General features: G+C 65.7%; 17 protein-coding genes and 2 tRNA genes. 8 read left to right on the top strand and 11 right to left on the bottom strand.

Features of this window, described 5'->3' with window-relative positions; genetic code table 11:
- Nucleotides 1-4: 4 nt before the first annotated feature.
- From SPO_RS11035 to SPO_RS11020, 4 genes are all read right to left on the bottom strand, one after another.
- A complete protein-coding gene (locus SPO_RS11035; RefSeq protein WP_011047898.1) occupies nt 5-1,111 on the bottom strand; it encodes an acetoin utilization protein AcuC in 1,107 nt (368 codons plus the stop codon).
- 20 nt (nt 1,112-1,131) lie between these two features.
- On the bottom strand, nt 1,132-2,211 hold the full coding sequence (locus tag SPO_RS11030) for an AI-2E family transporter (RefSeq protein WP_051420439.1): 1,080 nt from the start codon (nt 2,209-2,211) through the stop codon (nt 1,132-1,134).
- Between the two features lie 841 nt (nt 2,212-3,052).
- Nucleotides 3,053-3,127, bottom strand: a tRNA-Asn gene (locus tag SPO_RS11025).
- Nucleotides 3,128-3,206: 79 nt separating this feature from the next.
- A complete protein-coding gene (locus tag SPO_RS11020) occupies nt 3,207-4,124 on the bottom strand; it encodes an MBL fold metallo-hydrolase (protein ID WP_011047896.1) in 918 nt (305 codons plus the stop codon).
- A gap of 41 nt (nt 4,125-4,165) precedes the next feature.
- Between SPO_RS11020 and SPO_RS11015 the strand changes: the two genes are divergently transcribed.
- Complete coding sequence (locus tag SPO_RS11015; RefSeq protein ID WP_011047895.1) at nt 4,166-5,491, top strand: ATP-binding protein; 1,326 nt, start codon at nt 4,166-4,168, stop codon at nt 5,489-5,491.
- 20 nt (nt 5,492-5,511) lie between these two features.
- Here the strand turns inward: SPO_RS11015 and SPO_RS11010 are convergent.
- A tRNA-Ile gene (locus SPO_RS11010) sits at nt 5,512-5,587 on the bottom strand.
- A gap of 35 nt (nt 5,588-5,622) precedes the next feature.
- The gene (locus SPO_RS11005; protein ID WP_011047894.1) at nt 5,623-6,546 is read right to left on the bottom strand and encodes a LysR family transcriptional regulator; all 924 of its coding nucleotides are present in this window, start codon (nt 6,544-6,546) and stop codon (nt 5,623-5,625) included.
- Between the two features lie 143 nt (nt 6,547-6,689).
- Here SPO_RS11005 and SPO_RS11000 point away from each other — a divergent pair, with 143 nt between their 5' ends.
- The 4 genes from SPO_RS11000 (at nt 6,690) to rnd (ending at nt 10,649) form a co-directional block, all read left to right on the top strand.
- On the top strand, nt 6,690-7,628 hold the full coding sequence (locus SPO_RS11000) for an MBL fold metallo-hydrolase (protein WP_322786976.1): 939 nt from the start codon (nt 6,690-6,692) through the stop codon (nt 7,626-7,628).
- Between the two features lie 104 nt (nt 7,629-7,732).
- Nucleotides 7,733-8,779 (top strand): phosphoribosylformylglycinamidine cyclo-ligase, encoded by a 1,047-nt coding sequence (purM, locus tag SPO_RS10995; RefSeq protein WP_011047892.1) that lies wholly within the window; start codon nt 7,733-7,735, stop codon nt 8,777-8,779.
- A complete protein-coding gene (gene purN / locus SPO_RS10990) occupies nt 8,776-9,372 on the top strand; it encodes a phosphoribosylglycinamide formyltransferase (RefSeq protein WP_011047891.1) in 597 nt (198 codons plus the stop codon). The genes purM and purN overlap by 4 nt, the downstream gene beginning before the upstream one ends.
- Before the next feature lie 119 nt (nt 9,373-9,491).
- A complete protein-coding gene (gene rnd, locus SPO_RS10985) occupies nt 9,492-10,649 on the top strand; it encodes a ribonuclease D (protein ID WP_011047890.1) in 1,158 nt (385 codons plus the stop codon).
- 77 nt (nt 10,650-10,726) lie between these two features.
- Here rnd and SPO_RS10980 read toward each other — a convergent pair whose 3' ends face one another.
- Complete coding sequence (locus tag SPO_RS10980; RefSeq protein ID WP_011047889.1) at nt 10,727-11,251, bottom strand: hypothetical protein; 525 nt, start codon at nt 11,249-11,251, stop codon at nt 10,727-10,729.
- A 145-nt stretch (nt 11,252-11,396) separates the two neighbouring features.
- Here SPO_RS10980 and SPO_RS10975 point away from each other — a divergent pair, with 145 nt between their 5' ends.
- Nucleotides 11,397-11,807, top strand: a complete 411-nt coding sequence (locus SPO_RS10975; RefSeq protein ID WP_011047888.1) for a SufE family protein — start codon at nt 11,397-11,399, stop codon at nt 11,805-11,807.
- A gap of 4 nt (nt 11,808-11,811) precedes the next feature.
- Here SPO_RS10975 and SPO_RS10970 read toward each other — a convergent pair whose 3' ends face one another.
- Complete coding sequence (locus SPO_RS10970; protein ID WP_011047887.1) at nt 11,812-12,522, bottom strand: helix-turn-helix transcriptional regulator; 711 nt, start codon at nt 12,520-12,522, stop codon at nt 11,812-11,814.
- Nucleotides 12,523-12,615: 93 nt separating this feature from the next.
- Here SPO_RS10970 and SPO_RS10965 point away from each other — a divergent pair, with 93 nt between their 5' ends.
- Entirely contained in the window at nt 12,616-13,245 is a 630-nt protein-coding gene (locus SPO_RS10965; RefSeq protein WP_011047886.1) for a glutathione S-transferase family protein, read from the top strand.
- A gap of 26 nt (nt 13,246-13,271) precedes the next feature.
- Here the strand turns inward: SPO_RS10965 and SPO_RS10960 are convergent, their stop codons facing one another.
- From SPO_RS10960 to SPO_RS10950, 3 genes are all read right to left on the bottom strand, one after another.
- Nucleotides 13,272-13,934, bottom strand: a complete 663-nt coding sequence (locus tag SPO_RS10960) for a DUF1638 domain-containing protein (protein ID WP_011047885.1) — start codon at nt 13,932-13,934, stop codon at nt 13,272-13,274.
- Between the two features lie 85 nt (nt 13,935-14,019).
- Entirely contained in the window at nt 14,020-15,060 is a 1,041-nt protein-coding gene (locus SPO_RS10955; RefSeq protein ID WP_011047884.1) for a Hint domain-containing protein, read from the bottom strand.
- 177 nt (nt 15,061-15,237) lie between these two features.
- Entirely contained in the window at nt 15,238-15,936 is a 699-nt protein-coding gene (locus tag SPO_RS10950) for a corrinoid protein (RefSeq protein WP_011047883.1), read from the bottom strand.
- Between the two features lie 267 nt (nt 15,937-16,203).
- On the opposite strand from SPO_RS10950, the gene SPO_RS10945 reads away from it, so the two are divergent.
- Nucleotides 16,204-17,292, top strand: coding sequence for a PA0069 family radical SAM protein (locus tag SPO_RS10945; protein WP_051420351.1), 1,089 nt, complete (start codon nt 16,204-16,206; stop codon nt 17,290-17,292).
- The last annotated feature ends 5 nt before the right edge of the window (nt 17,293-17,297 follow it).

Genomic DNA, 17,297 nt, shown 5'->3' with positions numbered 1-17,297 from the left:
CACGCTAGACTTCGGCCCGCAACCGCTGTTCCAGCCGGGCCAGATCGGTGCGCAGCCCGGATGGGATCGGGCCGGGGCGCGGCGCATCGGCCAGCGTGGTGAACCAGGTTTCGGGCCGGGGCGCGTGGCGCTGGCGCTGCCAGCTCAGCGCGCGCAGCACCGCTTCGGCCTCGGGCGGCAGGCGGTCGGGAATTTCGGCACCGCTGAGTGTGGCCCAGACCCCGGTCCAGGCGCGCGCCACGCTCCACGGGTTGTAGCCGCCGCCGCCCAGCACCAGTAGGCGCGGGCAGAGTGCCGCCAGCGCCCGCACCGTGTCCCGATGGGCGCAGTTGGACAGCGCCAGGCGCGACAGCGGATCTTCGGCCACCGCATCGGCGCCGCATTGCAACACCACCGCATCGGGGCGGAACCCGGCCACCGCAGGCAGGATCAGCCGGTCGAGGATCAGCGCATAGGCGCTGTCATTCAGATCGCGCGCCACCGGCAGGTTCAGCGCCGCGCCGCCCGCGTCATCCTCCAGCGCGCCGGTAAAGGGCCAGCGCCGCGCCTCGTGGATCGAGATCATGCGCACCGTCTGCGACCCCTGAAAGGCCGAGGCAACCCCGTCGCAATGATGCGCGTCGATATCGACATAGGCGACGCGGGCACAGCCCAGCCGTTGCAGCGCCAGGATCGCCAGCACCGGATCGTTGAGATAACAGAAGCCTCCGGCGCGGTCGGCAAAGCCGTGATGGGTGCCGCCGCCCGGATTGAACACCCGGTGCCCGCGCGCCACCAGTTCGGCCGCCAGCAGCGATCCGCCCGCCGCGGTGGCGGGGCGGCGGTACATCTCGGCAAAGACCGGGTTGGGCAGGGTGCCCAGCCCGTGGCGGGCGCGGGTCTCTTCGCTGACAGCCTGCTCGGCCTCGGCCTGTTGCAGCGCGGCGATATAGTCGGGCGTGTGAAACGCGCGCAACGCGGCAGGCCGCGCGCGCGGGCTGGTGCGGTACTGGCCGGGTGCAAACCAGCCCATCGCCCGGCAAAGGTCGATCACGGTGGACACGCGCGGGATCGCCAGCGGATGCACCGCTCCATAGGTCGAGCGGCGATAGATCTCGGATCCGATGAACATCGCCTCGGGCAAGGGGGCTGTCACGCGTCTGAGTCCTGCGCCTCGGGATGGCCGTCCTTGGACATCAGAACCGCCACCGGTCGCAATGCGGGCACATGGCGGAACACGATCAGCAGGCAGACCGTGAGCGGCACGCTGAGAAAGGCGCCGATCAGCCCCCAGACCGCTGTCCAGAAGGTCAGCGCCAGGATCACCATGAAGGTGGACATGTTCAGCGACCGCCCCAACAGCGCCGGGTCGAGGAAGTTCCCGATAAGGAACTGCACCGTCCCGCAAAAGAACACGATGACCAGAAAAGGCGTGATGGTGTCGAACTGCACCAGCGAGACCAGCGCCGGAAAGATCACCGCCACGATCGAGCCGATCGAGGGGATGAAGTTCAGCGCAAATGTCAGCACCGCCCAGGTCTCGGCAAATTCCAGACCCAGCAGGGTGAACACGACATAGCTGATCCCGGCGGTCAGCAGGCTGACGAATGTCTTGACCCCCAGATAGCTTTGCAGGTTGTGCGAGATCGCCTCCATCACCTGGCTCATGTCCCGGCCCAGCTGGGGATCGCGCGCGGCCAGCAGCAGCTTGATGCCCAGCACCCGCCGCTCGACCAGCAGGAAGGCCACGTAAAGCGAGACCAGCAGAAAGGTGTTGAGCAGCGAGGTGGCACTGCCCATTGCGCTGCGGGTCAGCGCCGACAGGTCGATCCCGATCAGATTGTCGCGCAGGAAGGCGGTGATCTGTTCGCCCAACAATGCCGCCACCCGGGTGACCGCCTGGTCAAAGGCATTCTCGTAACTCGCCATGGCGCGGGCGAATTGGGTGGCCTGGCCGCCGATCACCGCGATCATCAAGAAAAGACCCGCCAGCACCACGATGATTCCCGCCAGCGTGGTCAGCCATTCGGGCGCGCCGGTGGCGGCATGCACCCGGTCGCTGATCGCGGTGACCAGCACATAGACCAGAAAGGCCAACGCCAGCGGGATCAGAAACCCCGCCCCGGCATAAAGCGCCAGCACCGCCAGCGCCAACAGGATGGCGATATCGCGCAGCTGGGACAGCTGTTGGCGGGGCGGGGCGGATATGGGTTCGGGTTTGGGTTGTTGCATGTCCGGGCCATGTTGCACCGGCCAGCGCGCCACCGCAATCGTTGCCGGTCCGGGATCACTGGAAGATCGAGAGGGGATATGTTGCTTGACCGCACGGAGCCATAAGGCAAGGCGTTGCCGCGCCGGGCTTGAGGGGGCTCTCCGGGGCGGGAGGCGAGCGGAGATTCACAATCCGAAGGGCCGTGAACCGCCTGTAATCGCGGCTGGCGGCGCAGGCCTCCAGATTTGGCGCCGCCCGCGCCAACCTTGGTTGCAGCCATTCGACTGCGCCGCTTTTGCGAGGCAATGTCGCCAGTTCGATTGTCTCGGCTCCGTCTTTGTTGTGACCGTAAAGACCGCGCCGCCGAAGTTTCATTGGGTTAAGGAACTCGGCAATCGTTTCGGCGTGGTCGCTTGCCAGATGTCGATGCCGGATCGCCGTACCCGACCCCCATCATGTCGATCACGAGCATGCAGCGTACGAGTGCCGGAAATTCGATAGAAGAGGCACATTCCAATCGATGAAACATCGGTAAAGGGGCCGTTCCCGCCAAACCACATGAAGCGGAAAGCGGCAGAGTGACTCTTGAGGGCAAAAGACCTCACACCCCAGCCCGCTGCCGCGTTGGCCTATGCCAAGCACGGCGATCGGATGACACGCCGAAGGACGCAGGATCTTGGACCTCGTCAGGGGCTATCGCTTGTATCTTCGGGGATCACGCTGACCTCACGAGATGGCCCGCTCCCCCAATGCCCGCGATGCCTCTACACCGCGCGAATGCGCATGAACTAAGTGGACGCAGGCATCAGGCAGGTACCCGAGGCAAATGTCTCGCATATCCGCCTGATTTTGCTGGGGAATTGGCTCCGGCGGTAGGGATCGAACCTACGACCAATTGATTAACAGTCAACTGCTCTACCGCTGAGCTACGCCGGAACGGTTCGCGCCGTATAGCAATCCCGATTCAGCGCGTCCAGAGGGGGTAGAAGAAAATTCGCAGAATTTTCTCACGCGCTCAGCTGAGGCGGTGAAACCGGGCCGTGGCCGAGAGGGTTTGTTCGGGCGCGACCCGGCTCCGGCCGGTCAGATCCACCAGATGTGCGAACACGTTGCGTGTTGCCGCGGGCAGCAGGGCGGCGGGGGTTTCGGTATAGATACGTCGTGCCAGCGCCTCGGCCGTGGCCGGGCCGTCGGCCAGCGCCCCGAGGATGGCCGCCTCGCGCCCCATCCGGTGCGTGATCAGCCAGTCGAGCCGCGCCCCGGGCGCGCTCACCTGCGCCCCGTGACCGGGGTGGAACAACCGCCAGTCGCGCGCGCGCAGGTCGCGGCAGGCGGTCATGAAATCGGTCAGGTCGCCATCGGGCGGCGAGACCAGCGAACTGGCCCAGCCCATCACGTGATCGGCGGTAAAGCAGACATCCTGCCAGGCCAGCGCGATATGATTGCCCAGATGGCCCGGCGTGTGAATCACCTCCAGCTGCCAGCCGTCCCCCTCGATCCGTTCACCATCGCTGACAGTCCGGTCGGGGACAAAACCGGTGTCGATACCCTCGCCACCGCCGGCAAGCCCCTGCGCCGACAGCGCGCGCATCACCGCGCTGCGCCCGGCCTCGGGCCCGCCAAAGGCCAGCACCGGTGCGCCGGTGCGCTCGGCGAGCGGGCGCGCCAGCGGCGAGTGATCCAGATGCGTATGGGTGACCACGATATGGCTGATGCTTTCGCCGGGGCCAAGCGCGGCCAGGATCGCCTCCAGATGCGCCTCGCTCATCGGGCCGGGGTCGATCACCGCCAGTTCGCGCGTGCCCAGCAGATAGGTATTGGTGCCGCGATAGGTCATCGGCGAGGGGTTGGGCGCCACGATCCGCCGGATTCCGGCCTCCAGCTCGATGGGCGTGCCGATGGGCGGGTCGAAATCGTCGGGGGCTTGGCTCATCTGTCTCTTTTGCTCGCTCTGGCGCCGGGTTAGGTTTAGCCATGACATTCCGCTGGCTCAAACACTATATGCCGCGCAGCCTCTATGCCCGGGCGGCCATCATCATCGTGGTGCCGGTGATCGCGGTGCAGATCGTCGTTTCGGTCGTGTTCCTGCAACGCCATCTCGAGGATGTGACCACCCAGATGACGCTGACCGCGGTGCGCGAGGTCGAGCTGATCATGGGTGAGCTCACCGAACCGGCCACCCAGGGCGAGGTTCAGGCGCAGCTGCGGCCGGTGCTGGGCGCGTTGCAGGTCAGTCTGCGATTCGTGAATGACGGCACGGTGCCCATGGCGGATCTGCGGCCCTGGTACGATTACACCGGCCGTCAGGTGCAGCGCATCCTGCGCGGCAGGTTGGCGGATGTCCTGGCGGTGGAACTGCCCGATTCCCGCATGGTGCGGCTCTATCTGGGCAGCGCGCTGGGGCCGGTCGAGCTGATCTTTGACCGCCGCCGCATGTCGCCCGCCGCGCCGCATCAGCTGATCGTGACGATGGTGGCCTTTGGCTTGCTGATGACGGCGATTGCATTTCTCTACATGCGCAACCAGCTTCGGCCGGTGAAACGGCTGGCCGATGCGGCGCAAGCCTTTGGCCGGGGGCATATGGTCTCCTACACCCCCTCGGGCGCGATCGAGGTGCGGGCGGCGGGCAGCGCCTTTCTGGATATGCGCGCCCGGATCGAGCGGCAGATCGAACAACGCACCCTGATGCTGTCGGGGGTCAGTCACGATTTGCGCACGCCGTTGACCCGGTTGAAACTGGGGCTGGCGATGATCGACGAAGAGGATGCCGCGCCGATGTTGCAGGACGTGGCCGAGATGCAGCAGATGCTGGACGCGTTCCTCGATTTCTCGCGTGGCGTGTCCGAAAGCGCGCCCGAAAAGGTTGATCCGGTCGCCCTGTTGAAACAGGTGGTCGAGGATGCCCGCCGCGCCGACCGTGACGTGGCACTGGTGGCCTGCGAGGCCGAGGAAGGGGACATCGTCACCCTGCGCCCCATGGCCGTCCGCCGTGCGGTCGAGAACCTGATCGCCAATGCCGTCCGCTATGGCAGCCGGGCCGAGGTCAGCCTGGCAGTGACACCCAAGTTCCTGCGAATCCGGGTCGAGGATGACGGCCCCGGCATCCCCGCCGACAAGCGCGCCGAGGCGGTGAAACCGTTCCAGCGGCTGGATGCGGCGCGCAACCAGAATCAAGGCGGCGGCGTCGGGCTGGGTCTTGCCATCGTTGCCGATATCGCCCGCGCCCATGGCGGTGCGCTTCGGCTGGGCGACAGCGAACGGATGGGCGGGCTATGCGCCGATATCGTGATCGGGCGATGATCAGCCAGTAAGGGGGAAGGTGGTAGGCCCGGCAGGATTTGAACCCGCAACCAAAGCGTTATGAGCGCTCTGCTCTAACCGTTGAGCTACAGGCCCGCCTGCATGTTGGTTAGGGAATGCGCGCCAAAGGGTCAAGCGGTGATTGCGTCCGGACCCGCCTGTGGATCGCGCAGCGCCTCGAATCGGGCCACCACGTTCTCGATGGTCAGGTCGCGGCGCCGGTCCGGTGTGTGGCGCGAGGGGTAGACCGCAAAGACATCCTTGTTGGGGGGGCGATAGGCGGGCAGCACAACCTCCAGCGCGCCGCTGGCGATCTCGTCGGCCACCATGAACCGGGGCACGCGGGTATAGCCCGAACCCGAGGCGACCGCCCGCATGATCAGGTCCGGGTCATCGGCGGTAAACCCCACCCGTACAGGCGCGGGATACTCCCGCCCGTCGCGGCGCAGCGGAAAGAACCCCTTGGTCTGATCCTCGTGGTGCTGGATGAAATCCAGCCGCTTCATGTCCTCGGGCTGGGCCGGGCGGCCAACGCGGTCCAGATAGGCGGGGGTGGCAACCAGCACGGTATCCAGCGCCGAGATCTTGCGCCCGAACCCGTCGGTATCCCCCAGCCGCCCGGTGCGGATCGCCAGGTCATAGCCCTCGCGCACCACATCGACCAGCCGGTCCTCCAGCCGCATGACGATGTTCAGATCGGGATGGGCCGCGTTCATCTCGATCAGCATCGGCCCGATCACGCTGCGCCCCAGAAAGGAACTGACGCTGATGCGAAAGGTGCCCGAGACGCTGTTTTCCAACTGGTCCAGCTCGGCCGTCATCCGGTTGTAGCCCGACAGCAGGGTCTGGGCGTGTACATAGACCAGATCGCCCGCCCGGGTGGCGTGGATGCCGCGCGCGGTGCGATGCAGGAGTTGCTGGCCGATCGAGGTCTCCAGCTGCTTGATCTGCTGGCTGACCGCCGATTGGGTGATGCCGCGCCGCCGGGCGGCCCGATTCAGGCTGCCCTCGTCAAGCGCGATGGCGAAAGTTTCAAGCAGCGTCAGCCGGTCCATGTCTTACCTATAAGTATTGCTGATAACCGTTATCTGAGGGGCAGGGATATCTGCTGCCCAGCAGGCGCATTATCTGGGCGTCACGGGGAAACACCCCGGAACAGATAGTGGAGTTTCTTATGACAATCAATCGCAGGGCTTTCTTGTCCACACTGGCGGCAGCGCCGGTTCTGAGCCTTGGTGGCGGTGCAGTTGCACGGGCCGAGGTGACCGAGGCAGGGGAGATCACCCATGGCTTTGCCCTGGGTGATGCCCGGGTGACGGTGCTCTTGGACGGGCATCTGCCTGTCGGTACTCAGCTGATCAACGGTTATGACGAGGCCCGCGCGCAACAGGTGCTGGCACAGGGCCTGCACCGGATGCAGGACAATGCCCTGACCATCCCGGTCAACGGCTATCTGGTCGAGCGCGGCGGGCGCCGGGTGCTGATCGACACCGGCACCGCACAGCTGATGGGGCCGGGGCTGGGCGCGCTGCATGCGGGGCTGGCCGCAGCCGGGGTTGCGCCCGAGACGATCGACACCATCCTGCTGACCCATATGCATCCCGACCACGCCGGCGGCCTGCTGGCCGCTGACGGGACGGCGGCCTTTGCCAATGCCGAACTGGTGGTGGCACAGCGCGAATGGGATTTCTGGCACGATGATGCCATTCTGGCCAGCGTGCCCGAGGGCAGCCGCGGCTTCTTCGACATAGCACGCCGCGCGGTGGCGCCTTATGCCGACCGGCTGCGTCTGTTGGCGGGCGAGGGCGAGGCGGCCCCGGGTTTCGCCGCGCTGGACCTGCCGGGGCACACGCCCGGCCATACCGGCTTCATGCTGGATGCGGGTGGCGAGGGGCTGTTGTTCTGGGGCGACCTGATCCACTCCACCGCGCTGCAATTCGCCGAGCCGGGCTGGACCATCGCCTTTGACGCCGATACGGCGCAGACCGTGACCACCCGGCGCCGGATGCTGGACCGGGCGGTGGCCGACAACCTGCTGGTGACCGGCGCGCATCTGGACTTTCCCGCGCTGGGCCGGGTGCTGCGGCAGGGCGCGGCCTATGCCTGGCAGCCCGCGCCCTGGCAATTCGGCCTTTGACGCCCCCAGCCCCGCACCCAATGTCGCGGTGCGGGGCGATCCCTGTTCCCTTCCGTTTCGCCTTGCGCTAAAGGCTGCCGCAACGTTTTGGAAGGAGCCAGAGGATGACCAGCGGCAAGAACGGCATCACCTATGCCGAGGCAGGGGTGGATATCGACGCGGGCAACGCGCTGGTGGACCGGATCAAGCCGGCCGCCAAGCGCACCAACCGCCCCGGCGTGGCCAGCGGGCTGGGCGGGTTCGGCGCGCTGTTCGATCTCAAGGCAGCCGGGTATCAGGACCCGGTTCTGGTCGCCGCGACCGATGGTGTCGGCACCAAGCTGCGCATCGCCATCGACACCGGCCTGGTTGACGGGGTCGGCATCGACCTCGTGGCCATGTGCGTCAATGACCTGGTCTGCCAGGGCGCCGAGCCGCTGTTTTTCCTCGACTATTTCGCCACAGGCAAGCTTGAGACCGACACCGCCGCCCGCATCATCGAAGGCATCGCCGAGGGTTGCGTGCAGTCCGGCTGCGCCCTGATCGGCGGCGAGACGGCGGAAATGCCCGGCATGTATCCGGCGGGCGATTTCGATCTGGCGGGCTTTGCCGTCGGCGCGATGGAGCGCGGCACCGCGCTGCCCGAAGGTGTGGTCGAGGGCGACGTTCTGCTGGGTCTCGCCTCGAACGGGGTGCATTCCAACGGCTATTCGCTGGTGCGCAAGCTGGTCGAGATTTCGGGCAATACCTGGGAATCGGACTGCCCCTTTGGCGACGGCAAACTGGGTCAGGCGCTGCTGACGCCGACCCGGCTTTATGTGCGCCAGGTGCTGGCCGCAATCCGCGCCGGTGGCGTACATGCGCTGGCCCATATCACCGGCGGCGGCCTCACCGAGAACCTGCCGCGCGTCCTGCCCGAGGGCATGGGCGCCACCATCGACCTCGACACCTGGGATCTTCCGCCCGTGTTCGGCTGGATGGCCGAAACCGGCGGCATTGCCGAGGCTGAGATGCTCAAGACCTTCAACTGTGGTATCGGCATGATCGTGGTCTGCGCCGCAGACCGGGCCGAGGCGCTGGCCGAGCTGCTGAGCGCCGAGGGCGAGACCGTTGCCCGTATCGGCACCGTCACCACGACGCCCGGCATCGCCTATACGGGCAAGCTGCTGTGAGCGCAAAGCGCGTCGCGATCCTGATTTCGGGCAGCGGGTCGAACATGGTCACGCTGGTCGACAGCATGACCGGCGACCATCCGGCGCGACCCTGTCTGGTGTTGTCCAATGACGCAAACGCGGGCGGGCTGGCCAAGGCCGCCGCGCGCGGCGTGCCGACGGCGGTGGTCGATCACCGCCCCTATGGCAAGAACCGCGCCGCGTTTGAGGCGGAACTGGTGAAACCCATTCTGGAGGCCGGTGCCGATATCGTCTGCCTTGCCGGGTTCATGCGGGTGCTGACCGCCGGGTTCACCGACCGCTTCCAGGGCCGGATGCTGAACATCCACCCCTCGCTGCTGCCCAAATACAAGGGGCTGCATACCCATGCCCGCGCGCTGGCAGCCGGTGATACCGAACATGGCTGCACCGTGCACGAGGTGACCTCGGAACTCGATGATGGCCCGATCCTGGGGCAGGCCCGCGTTGCCGTTGAACCCGGCGACACGCCGGAAACCCTTGCCGCCCGGGTGCTGACCTGGGAACACAAACTCTATCCGGCGGTCCTGCGCCGCTTTGCCGGCGGCGACCGCCGCCCCGTCTGGCTGCCCTGAGGCCAGTTGCGCATCTCACAGGGGGTTTGCAGAGACGCTGCGATGTCCCTAAGGTGGGCGGAACCGACCCGTTCCGGGGGCACGGGCGGAACCAAGGAAAAGAACAAGATAAAAGCCGTATGAAGACCCTGACAACCACTCCCGAACTGGCCGCGTTCTGCAAGGCGGCCGCCAGCCATGCTTATGTGACCGTCGATACCGAATTTCTGCGGGAACGGACCTATTATTCGAAACTCTGCCTGATCCAGCTGGCCTATCCCGGCGAGGACGCGGATAGCGCCGTGCTGGTCGATCCGCTGGCCGAGGGGCTGGAGCTGGAGCCGCTTTATACACTGTTTCGCGACACTTCGGTGGTCAAGGTGTTCCATGCCGCGCGCCAGGATCTGGAGATCTTCTGGGTCGATGCGGGGGTGTTCCCCGAGCCGCTGTTTGACACCCAGGTCGCGGCCATGGTCTGCGGCTTTGGCGAGCAGGTGGGATACGAGACGCTGGTGCGCAAGATCTGCCGGCAGGGGCTGGACAAGACCTCGCGCTTTACCGACTGGTCGCGCCGCCCGCTGAGCGATGCGCAGAAAACCTATGCGCTGGCCGATGTCACCCATCTGCGTCAGATCTATGAACATCTTGCCGCCGATCTGGCCAAGACCGGGCGCAGCCATTGGGTTGCCGAGGAACTGCGCACGCTGACCGATCCGGCCACCTATGATATCCGTCCCGAAGAGGCGTGGCGCCGGATCAAGACCCGCACCAACTCGGGCAAGTTCCTGGCGGTGGTGCGCGAACTGGCGCAGTTCCGCGAAAGCTATGCCCAGGACAACAACGTCCCCCGCAACCGGGTGTTCAAGGACGACGCGCTGATCGAGCTGGCCTCGACCAAACCGCGCACACATGCCGACCTGGGCGGCTCGCGGCTCCTCTTGCGCGAGGCGCGCAAGGGGGCGATTGCCGACGGGATCCTGGCAGCGGTGGGCCGTGGTATCGACTGCCCGCCCGAGAAGATGCCAAAGGCCACCAATGGCCGCGAGAACCTGCAGGTGAACCCGGCGCTGGCCGATCTTCTGCGGGTGCTGCTGAAAGCCAAGACCGAGACCGTGGGAGTTGCCGCCAAGCTGATCGCCAACAGCGCCGAGCTGGACCTGATCGCGGCGGGCGAACGCGACGTGCCGTCGCTGACCGGCTGGCGGCTGGAAGTGTTCGGCGCCGATGCGCTGCGGCTGTGTCAGGGCGAGATCGGCCTGGCCGCCAAGGGCCAGAACGTCGAGGTGGTGACGCTGTAACATCAGCGTCGCCCGACTCTATCCATACACTAGATTTGCCCGAGGCCCCGCCGCGCGGCGGGCCGCGCCACCGGGCCTTAGCGGCGCCGGGTTTCCAGCGCGCCGTCCTTGGCCTCGACCCGGATCACCTTGATCCCGGCCAGGTCCTGGCGCGACACGCTGACCGCCTCGCGGATGGTGCGCGTCTGCACCGGCCCTTGCGGGGTCGCGTCCTCGGGATAGACCACGCGGAAGCCATAGGCGAGGATACCGGCCTCGGTATTCTCGGGTGTCACGATCGGGCGCAGTTCGGTATCAAAGCCGCCCTGCCGGTTGGCCACGCCGACCACCGAGATGATGGCGCCCGTGGTGGTGGGCTCGACCTTCAGTTCGGTCACCTGGGTGATCAGGATGCTGCGATCCTCGGGATCGGGGCGCGCGAACAGGCCCTTGCCCGAGTTTCTGGGGATCAGCGGATTGGTCTCTTCGCCTGCCGTCGCCTCGATCGGGGCCGGGGTCGAGGGGCCGAACCAGTTCGACGGATTGACCCGCGAGTCGCGCCAGCCGCCACAGGCCGTCAGCACCGATCCGGCGGTCACGAGAGCAATCAGTGGTTTCAGCATGGGGTGCCCCGCAAATCCTTGGTGTTGTCCTGACTATCGGTTAGCGCATCCCGGCACGCTTGAAAAGCCATGGCAGGTCTGGACAGCGGGTCGGACGGGGCTTAGGTCACTGCTGACCCGCATATGACCTGAGCAGGAGCGTGACATGGCCAGCCCCGCCTTTGAGGAGATTGTCGAGGATTTCGAGTTTCTCGACGATTGGGAAGACCGCTATCGCCATGTGATCGAACAGGGCAAGCTGATGGACCCGCTGGACGAGGCATTGAAAGTGCCCGCAACCCGGGTGCATGGCTGTGCCAGCCAGGTCTGGCTGCATCCGGTGATCGAGGGCGGCGTGTTCCGATTTGACGGTGACAGCGACGCGATGATCGTGCGCGGGCTGATCGCGGTCTTGCGCGCGCTTTACAACGGGGTGCCGGTGGCCGAGGTGGCGCGGATCGACGCGCGCGCCGAACTCGCGCGCCTTGGGCTGAACGACCATCTTTCGGCGCAGCGTTCGAACGGGCTGCGCGCGATGATCGAGCGCATCCGCATGGTCGCCGCCGAGGCCGCCTGAGCACTTAGGCGAGGCCGTCCAGGCAGGCCTGATCGCGGGCGCGCAACTTTTCGACATAGTCGCGCAACAGGGTGACCCGGCGCGGGCGAAAGCTTTGTTGTGTCTTCTCGTAACCCTCGATGCGGGTCACGTGAAAGCTGCGGAAATCCTGCCGTTTGCAGCACCAGGCCAGCAGCATCACGCTGCGGTCGTGATAGGACAGCGCCAGCGGATAGATGCGGCGCCGGGTGCGCTCCTGTTTCAGGTCGCGATAGCCGATATCCAGCGCCTCTTCGGCCCACATCGCCTCGCGCAGCAGGGTCATGTCGATGGTGGGGGTCGCGGGCGTGATCAGGCGCTGCGCCATGTTGACCGCATGCATGGCCTGGCGCTGCTGGCGTTCGGGCAGGGTGGCAAGGATCTTGACCAGCGCGTCACTGGCCGCCCGGGCCAGATCGGCATCGCCGCGCTGGGTCACATCGGCCAGCCCCAGCGTCAGCGCCTCGATCTCGATCCGGGTAAAGGTCTGCGGCGGCAGGGCGGGGTCCTCGACCATGGTATAGCCGACACCAGCCTCGCCCTCGATCCGGGCACCGGCCGCCCGCAGACTGTCGATGTCGCGATAGATCGTGCGCTCGGACACCTCCATCGCGCTGGCAAGCCGTGCGGCGGTCACCGGCGGGCGCAAACCCCGGATCAGGTGCAGAAGGCGGAACAGGCGGTCGGTCTTGGGCATGGGGCAGGGTCCCGCAAACCTCCTGACAAGAACTGGCAGGAGGGTATTGGCACATGGGGGCATCTTCAACCCCTCAGATCAAAGGTGATCCAAATGCCAACACTCTATTATTCGCCCCATACCCGCTCTTCCCGCGTCATCGCGCAGCTGATGCTGATCGGCAAGCTGGATCAGGTCGAGGTGGTGACAGTCGACGTTGTTCGCCATGACGGCAGCGGGCGGCATGATCCGAGCAATCCCCATCCCGAGGGCAAGGTGCCCTATCTGGTCACCGACGACGGCACGGGGATTCGCGAAAGCGCGGCCATCATGATGTATCTGGACGAGCTGTTCGGTCAGCCGCTGAGCCCCGCCATCGGCGCGCCCGGGCGCGGCGCTTACCTCAGTTGGATGGCCTATTCGGGCGGGGTGCTGGAGCCGGTTCTGGTGGCCGCCTTCGCCGGGCTGGATCACCCGGCGATCATCGAGACCTTTCGCGGCATGGGAGAACTCAGCGCCGTGCTGGAACAGGGCGCGCAAAAGGGGCCGTTCCTTTTGGGAGCGGAGCTAAGCGTTGCCGATATTCTGCTGGCCTCTCCCTTTCAATGGGCGCCCCACCTGCTGCCCGACAGCCCCGCCATCAAGGCCTGGGTCGACCGGGTCGACAGCCGACTTGATGGCGCCGCCATCGCCGCCTACGAGGCAAGTGCCATGGCGCAGCTGACCGCGCAAGAGACCGCCTGACCAGCGCTACGATGGGCGCGCGCGGCCTAGCCGCGCGTTGCCTTGTCTGCCCAGCCCGCCATTGTGGTTTCCAGATCGCCATAGCCGGTAAAGCGGCGCTCGAAGGCAAGGCCAAGCCGCTCGGCGCATGTACGCGCCTTTTCGGTCAGGGCCGGATCGTCGGTCTGGGCCTGATAGACCAGCTTGGTGTAATTGCCGAACATCATCGGAATCAGGTCCGGATGACGGTCGAAACCCATCGGCTTCCACACGAAGGCGTCGAATTGGCGGACCAGAAAATCGGTCAGGTAAAAGGCGGTGATCTCGTCTTCCGAGACTTCGGCGAAGCGCGCGTTGCCTTCGAAGAAGGAATAGCAATGCGGGCCCTTGACCATCTCGACCCCCAGCCGCTCGCAGGCGGCCTCAAGCAGGCCGCCGGTGCCGCAATCGGCATAGACCACGAAGATCCGCTGATAGCTGTCGCGGTGGCGCGCCACCGCTTCCTCGACCGCGGCGGTGATCCGCTCGGGATAGACATGCAGGATGGCGGGCAGGCAGGTCAGATCCATATGGGTCCAGCCGTTGCGATCGCGCAATGCCAGGATTTCGCGCGCCAGCGCACCACAGGCGATCAGCAGGATGCGTGCATCGCCGCTGCTCAGGCTGAGCCCGCTGCGGGTCAGCTGGGCGTCATCGGGGAGCATGTTCATGTCGGGGCCGCCTTGTACCGGTTGGGGTCGGCGCAGAATGCCCGGCCCCGACCGGCAAAGGCAAGCTCGCAGGCGACAGGAAGTGTCAGGTGACCGACAGCAAGGCCTCGTGCTGGCGGATGGCAGGGCGGGCCAGCGGGCCAAAGCTCTGCATGCCGGTGGTGGCCAGTTCCGGGAACAGCGACAGGATCTCGTCGCGCGCCGCCTGTTCCAGACCCGACCAGCCCATCTGCCCGGGGTGGAAGCTTTCGGTCGGGCAGCCTTCGGCCCAGATGATCTCGTGCCGGTCGAACAGTAGGTGGATATAGGTGACCTCGCCGCCGGGCGCGATCAGGATGTCGCGCGCATTGACCAGATGCTTGGCGGCCACCAGGGCCTGCGAATGGCCGGTGATCAGCTCGGCCCGCCACCCCTCGATCAGCATCCGGTGCTGGGGCGAGACGATCAGGTCGCGGCGGTTGTCCAGCGCCCCGGCCCGGATCAGAACCGGCGCAAAGGCGCCGGTGGCGCGCACGGTGGTGCGCCCGATCCAGCGCAGCGGCTGGTCTCCATGGTCGAGAGTGCGGATGAGGTCGCCCGGCTGCAACTCCTCGATCAGGCGCGGCCCATCTTCGGTGTCGATGATGGTGCCGGGGGTGAAGCAGGTGACCAGTTGCCAGTCCTGCCGATTGGCGGTCAGGCCGGAATAGTTGGCGCCGCCTCCGGTGACGGCATCGAGCGTCAGAGACTGGATGATTCCCGCCTCAAGCGCCGCCTGATCGGCATTGGCCGAAAACTCGGGCACCAGATAGGTATTGCCGTTCACGTCCTGGGCCAGCACCGCGGTGATGGTTGCGGTGCTGCCATCGGTATAGGTGATGGTCGCGTCATAGACGGCGGTGCCGTCAAAGGTCTGCGCCGGGCCGCCATCAATCGAGAATTGCTCGGCCGGATTGTTGTCCATGTCAAAGAAGCTGCCGGGGTCTCCCACCGCGCTCCATGTCACGGCGCTGTCAACCAGCGGATCGGCAATGGAGCCAAAGGTCAGCCCCACCAGCGCACCGGCACTTTCGGCAGAGTTGTTGCCTTCGAACGTGTCGATATCGGCCAGATTGCCGAGGAACAGCGCTGTAAAAGTCGTTGGCATGGGGCACCTCCGGGCAGCTTTGGGTACGCGGTCGAATTACGGTGCAAATATGGCCAAAGTCAGGGGGAATATTGGAGGTTGTGCGGCATCGGCAGAATTCGGCCTGCCAGAGCGGCCTTGCCCAACAGAAAAAGGCCGCCCCTGGGGACGGCCCTGATCCATGGTAAGTCTGTGTGTTCAGCCGGCCATGCGGTTGTGCTTGCGGCCGACCCAGTCCTTGGCGGTTTCCACCGCCACGGCGGCATCGCGACAATAGGCATCGGCGCCGATGGCTTTGCCGAATTCCTCGTTCAGCGGCGCACCGCCGACCAGCACGATGTAATCGTCGCGCTTGCCCTGTTCGATCAGCGTGTCGATCACCACCTTCATATACGGCATGGTGGTGGTCAGCAGGGCCGACATGCCCAGGATATCGGGCTCTTCTTTTTCCAGCGCTTCCAGATAGTTCTCGACCGGGTTGTTGATGCCCAGGTCGACCACCTCGAACCCGGCGCCTTCCATCATCATCGAAACCAGGTTTTTGCCGATGTCGTGGATGTCGCCCTTGACGGTGCCGATGACCATCTTGCCCACACGGGGCGCGCCGGTTTCGGCCAGCAGCGGCTTCAGGATGGCCATGCCGCCCTTCATCGCGTTGGCGGCCAGCAGCACTTCGGGAACGAACAGGATGCCGTCGCGGAAGTCGGCGCCGACGATGGTCATGCCGCCGACCAGAGCTTTGGTCAGGACGTCATAGGGGACCCAGCCGCGTTCGATCAGGATGTTGACGCCTTCTTCGATCTCTTCCTTGAGACCGTCGTAAAGGTCGTCGAACATCTGCTGGACAAGTTCTTCGTCGTCGAGTTCCGACAGGATGATGTCTTCTTCTTCCGACATGGCGCAATTCCTCAAACTTTGGCGGGGTGGAGCCCGGGGTGCCGTTTTTTTCCTTTTTGCCCGAAGGTCACTTTTCCACTGCGTTGATTGCGACATGGGCGGTGTTGCAACCGACCTATAGGAGGAAAAATGCCCGAATGATAATGAGTATTGCGCAGCTAGATCATCAATGTGCTGCATATAACCGCTGCGAAAGCGCGGGCGGGCGGTCAGATCGGCGGCGTCTTTTGCCTTGCTCAATGTTCGCTGAATGTTCTAGTTTCGGGCATGCAGACTCAGCCCTTGCCCCCCTTGATTTCGGCCCGACCCGTCGGGCGCGGCGCGCGCAGCAACGACGCGGGCCGGTTCGAACCGCTGGAGCGGGTGGCCGAACATGACGGCTGGGAGCGGGAGGAGGAACTGCCGCCGCTCAGGACCCAGGTTTCGCTGGAGACCGCGCGCAGCCTGATCAGCTATAACCGCTCGCCCGATCTGCCGTTCGATCGTTCGATCAATCCCTACCGGGGCTGCGAACATGGCTGTTCCTATTGCTTTGCCCGGCCCAGCCACGCCTATCTGGGCCTGTCGCCGGGGCTTGATTTCGAAACCCGGCTGGTGGCGCGGCCCAACGCGGCCGAGGTGTTGCGGGCCGAGCTGAGCGCGCGGCGCTACAAAGTGGCGCCGATTGCCATCGGCACCAATACCGACCCCTATCAGCCGCTGGAAAAGACCCATGCGATCACCCGGGCCTGTTTACAGGTACTGGCGGAATTCAATCATCCGGTTGCCATCGTCACCCGCGGTGCGCTGATAGAGCGCGATCTGGACATCCTGGCGCCGATGGCCGCGCGCGGGCTGGTGCGGGTGGGTATCTCGCTGACCACGCTGGATGCCGCTCTGGCGCGGCGGATGGAGCCGCGCGCGCCATCGCCGAAACGGCGGCTGGCGATGATCCGGGCGCTGAACGGCGCAGGGGTGCCGGTGCGGGTGATGACCTCTCCGCTGATTCCCGGTCTGACCGATCACGAACTCGAATCGCTGCTGGCCGCCGGGGCCGAGGCGGGCGCCGATACCGCCAGCTGGATCATGCTGCGGCTGCCGCGCGAGGTTTCGCCGTTGTGGCAGGAGTGGCTGGCCGAACATGCGCCCGCCCGCGCCGCCAAGGTGATGGCGCGCCTGCGCGAGATGCATGGCGGGCGCGATTACGACCCGCGCTGGGGCCACCGCATGCGGGGCGAGGGCGAATATGCTCAGATGATCGCGAAACGGTTCCGTGCCGCCTGCAAACGCATCGGGCTGGCGCAGGAGGCGCCAGCCCTGAGATGCGATCTGTTCCGGGTGCCCCCGCAGCCCGGCGATCAGCTAAGCCTGTTCTGAGCGGG

Origin of the sequence: Ruegeria pomeroyi DSS-3, from assembly GCF_000011965.2 — a bacterium.
Classification (GTDB): Bacteria; Pseudomonadota; Alphaproteobacteria; order Rhodobacterales; family Rhodobacteraceae; genus Ruegeria_B; species Ruegeria_B pomeroyi.
This window is presented reverse-complemented; position numbering and strand designations above follow the sequence as displayed.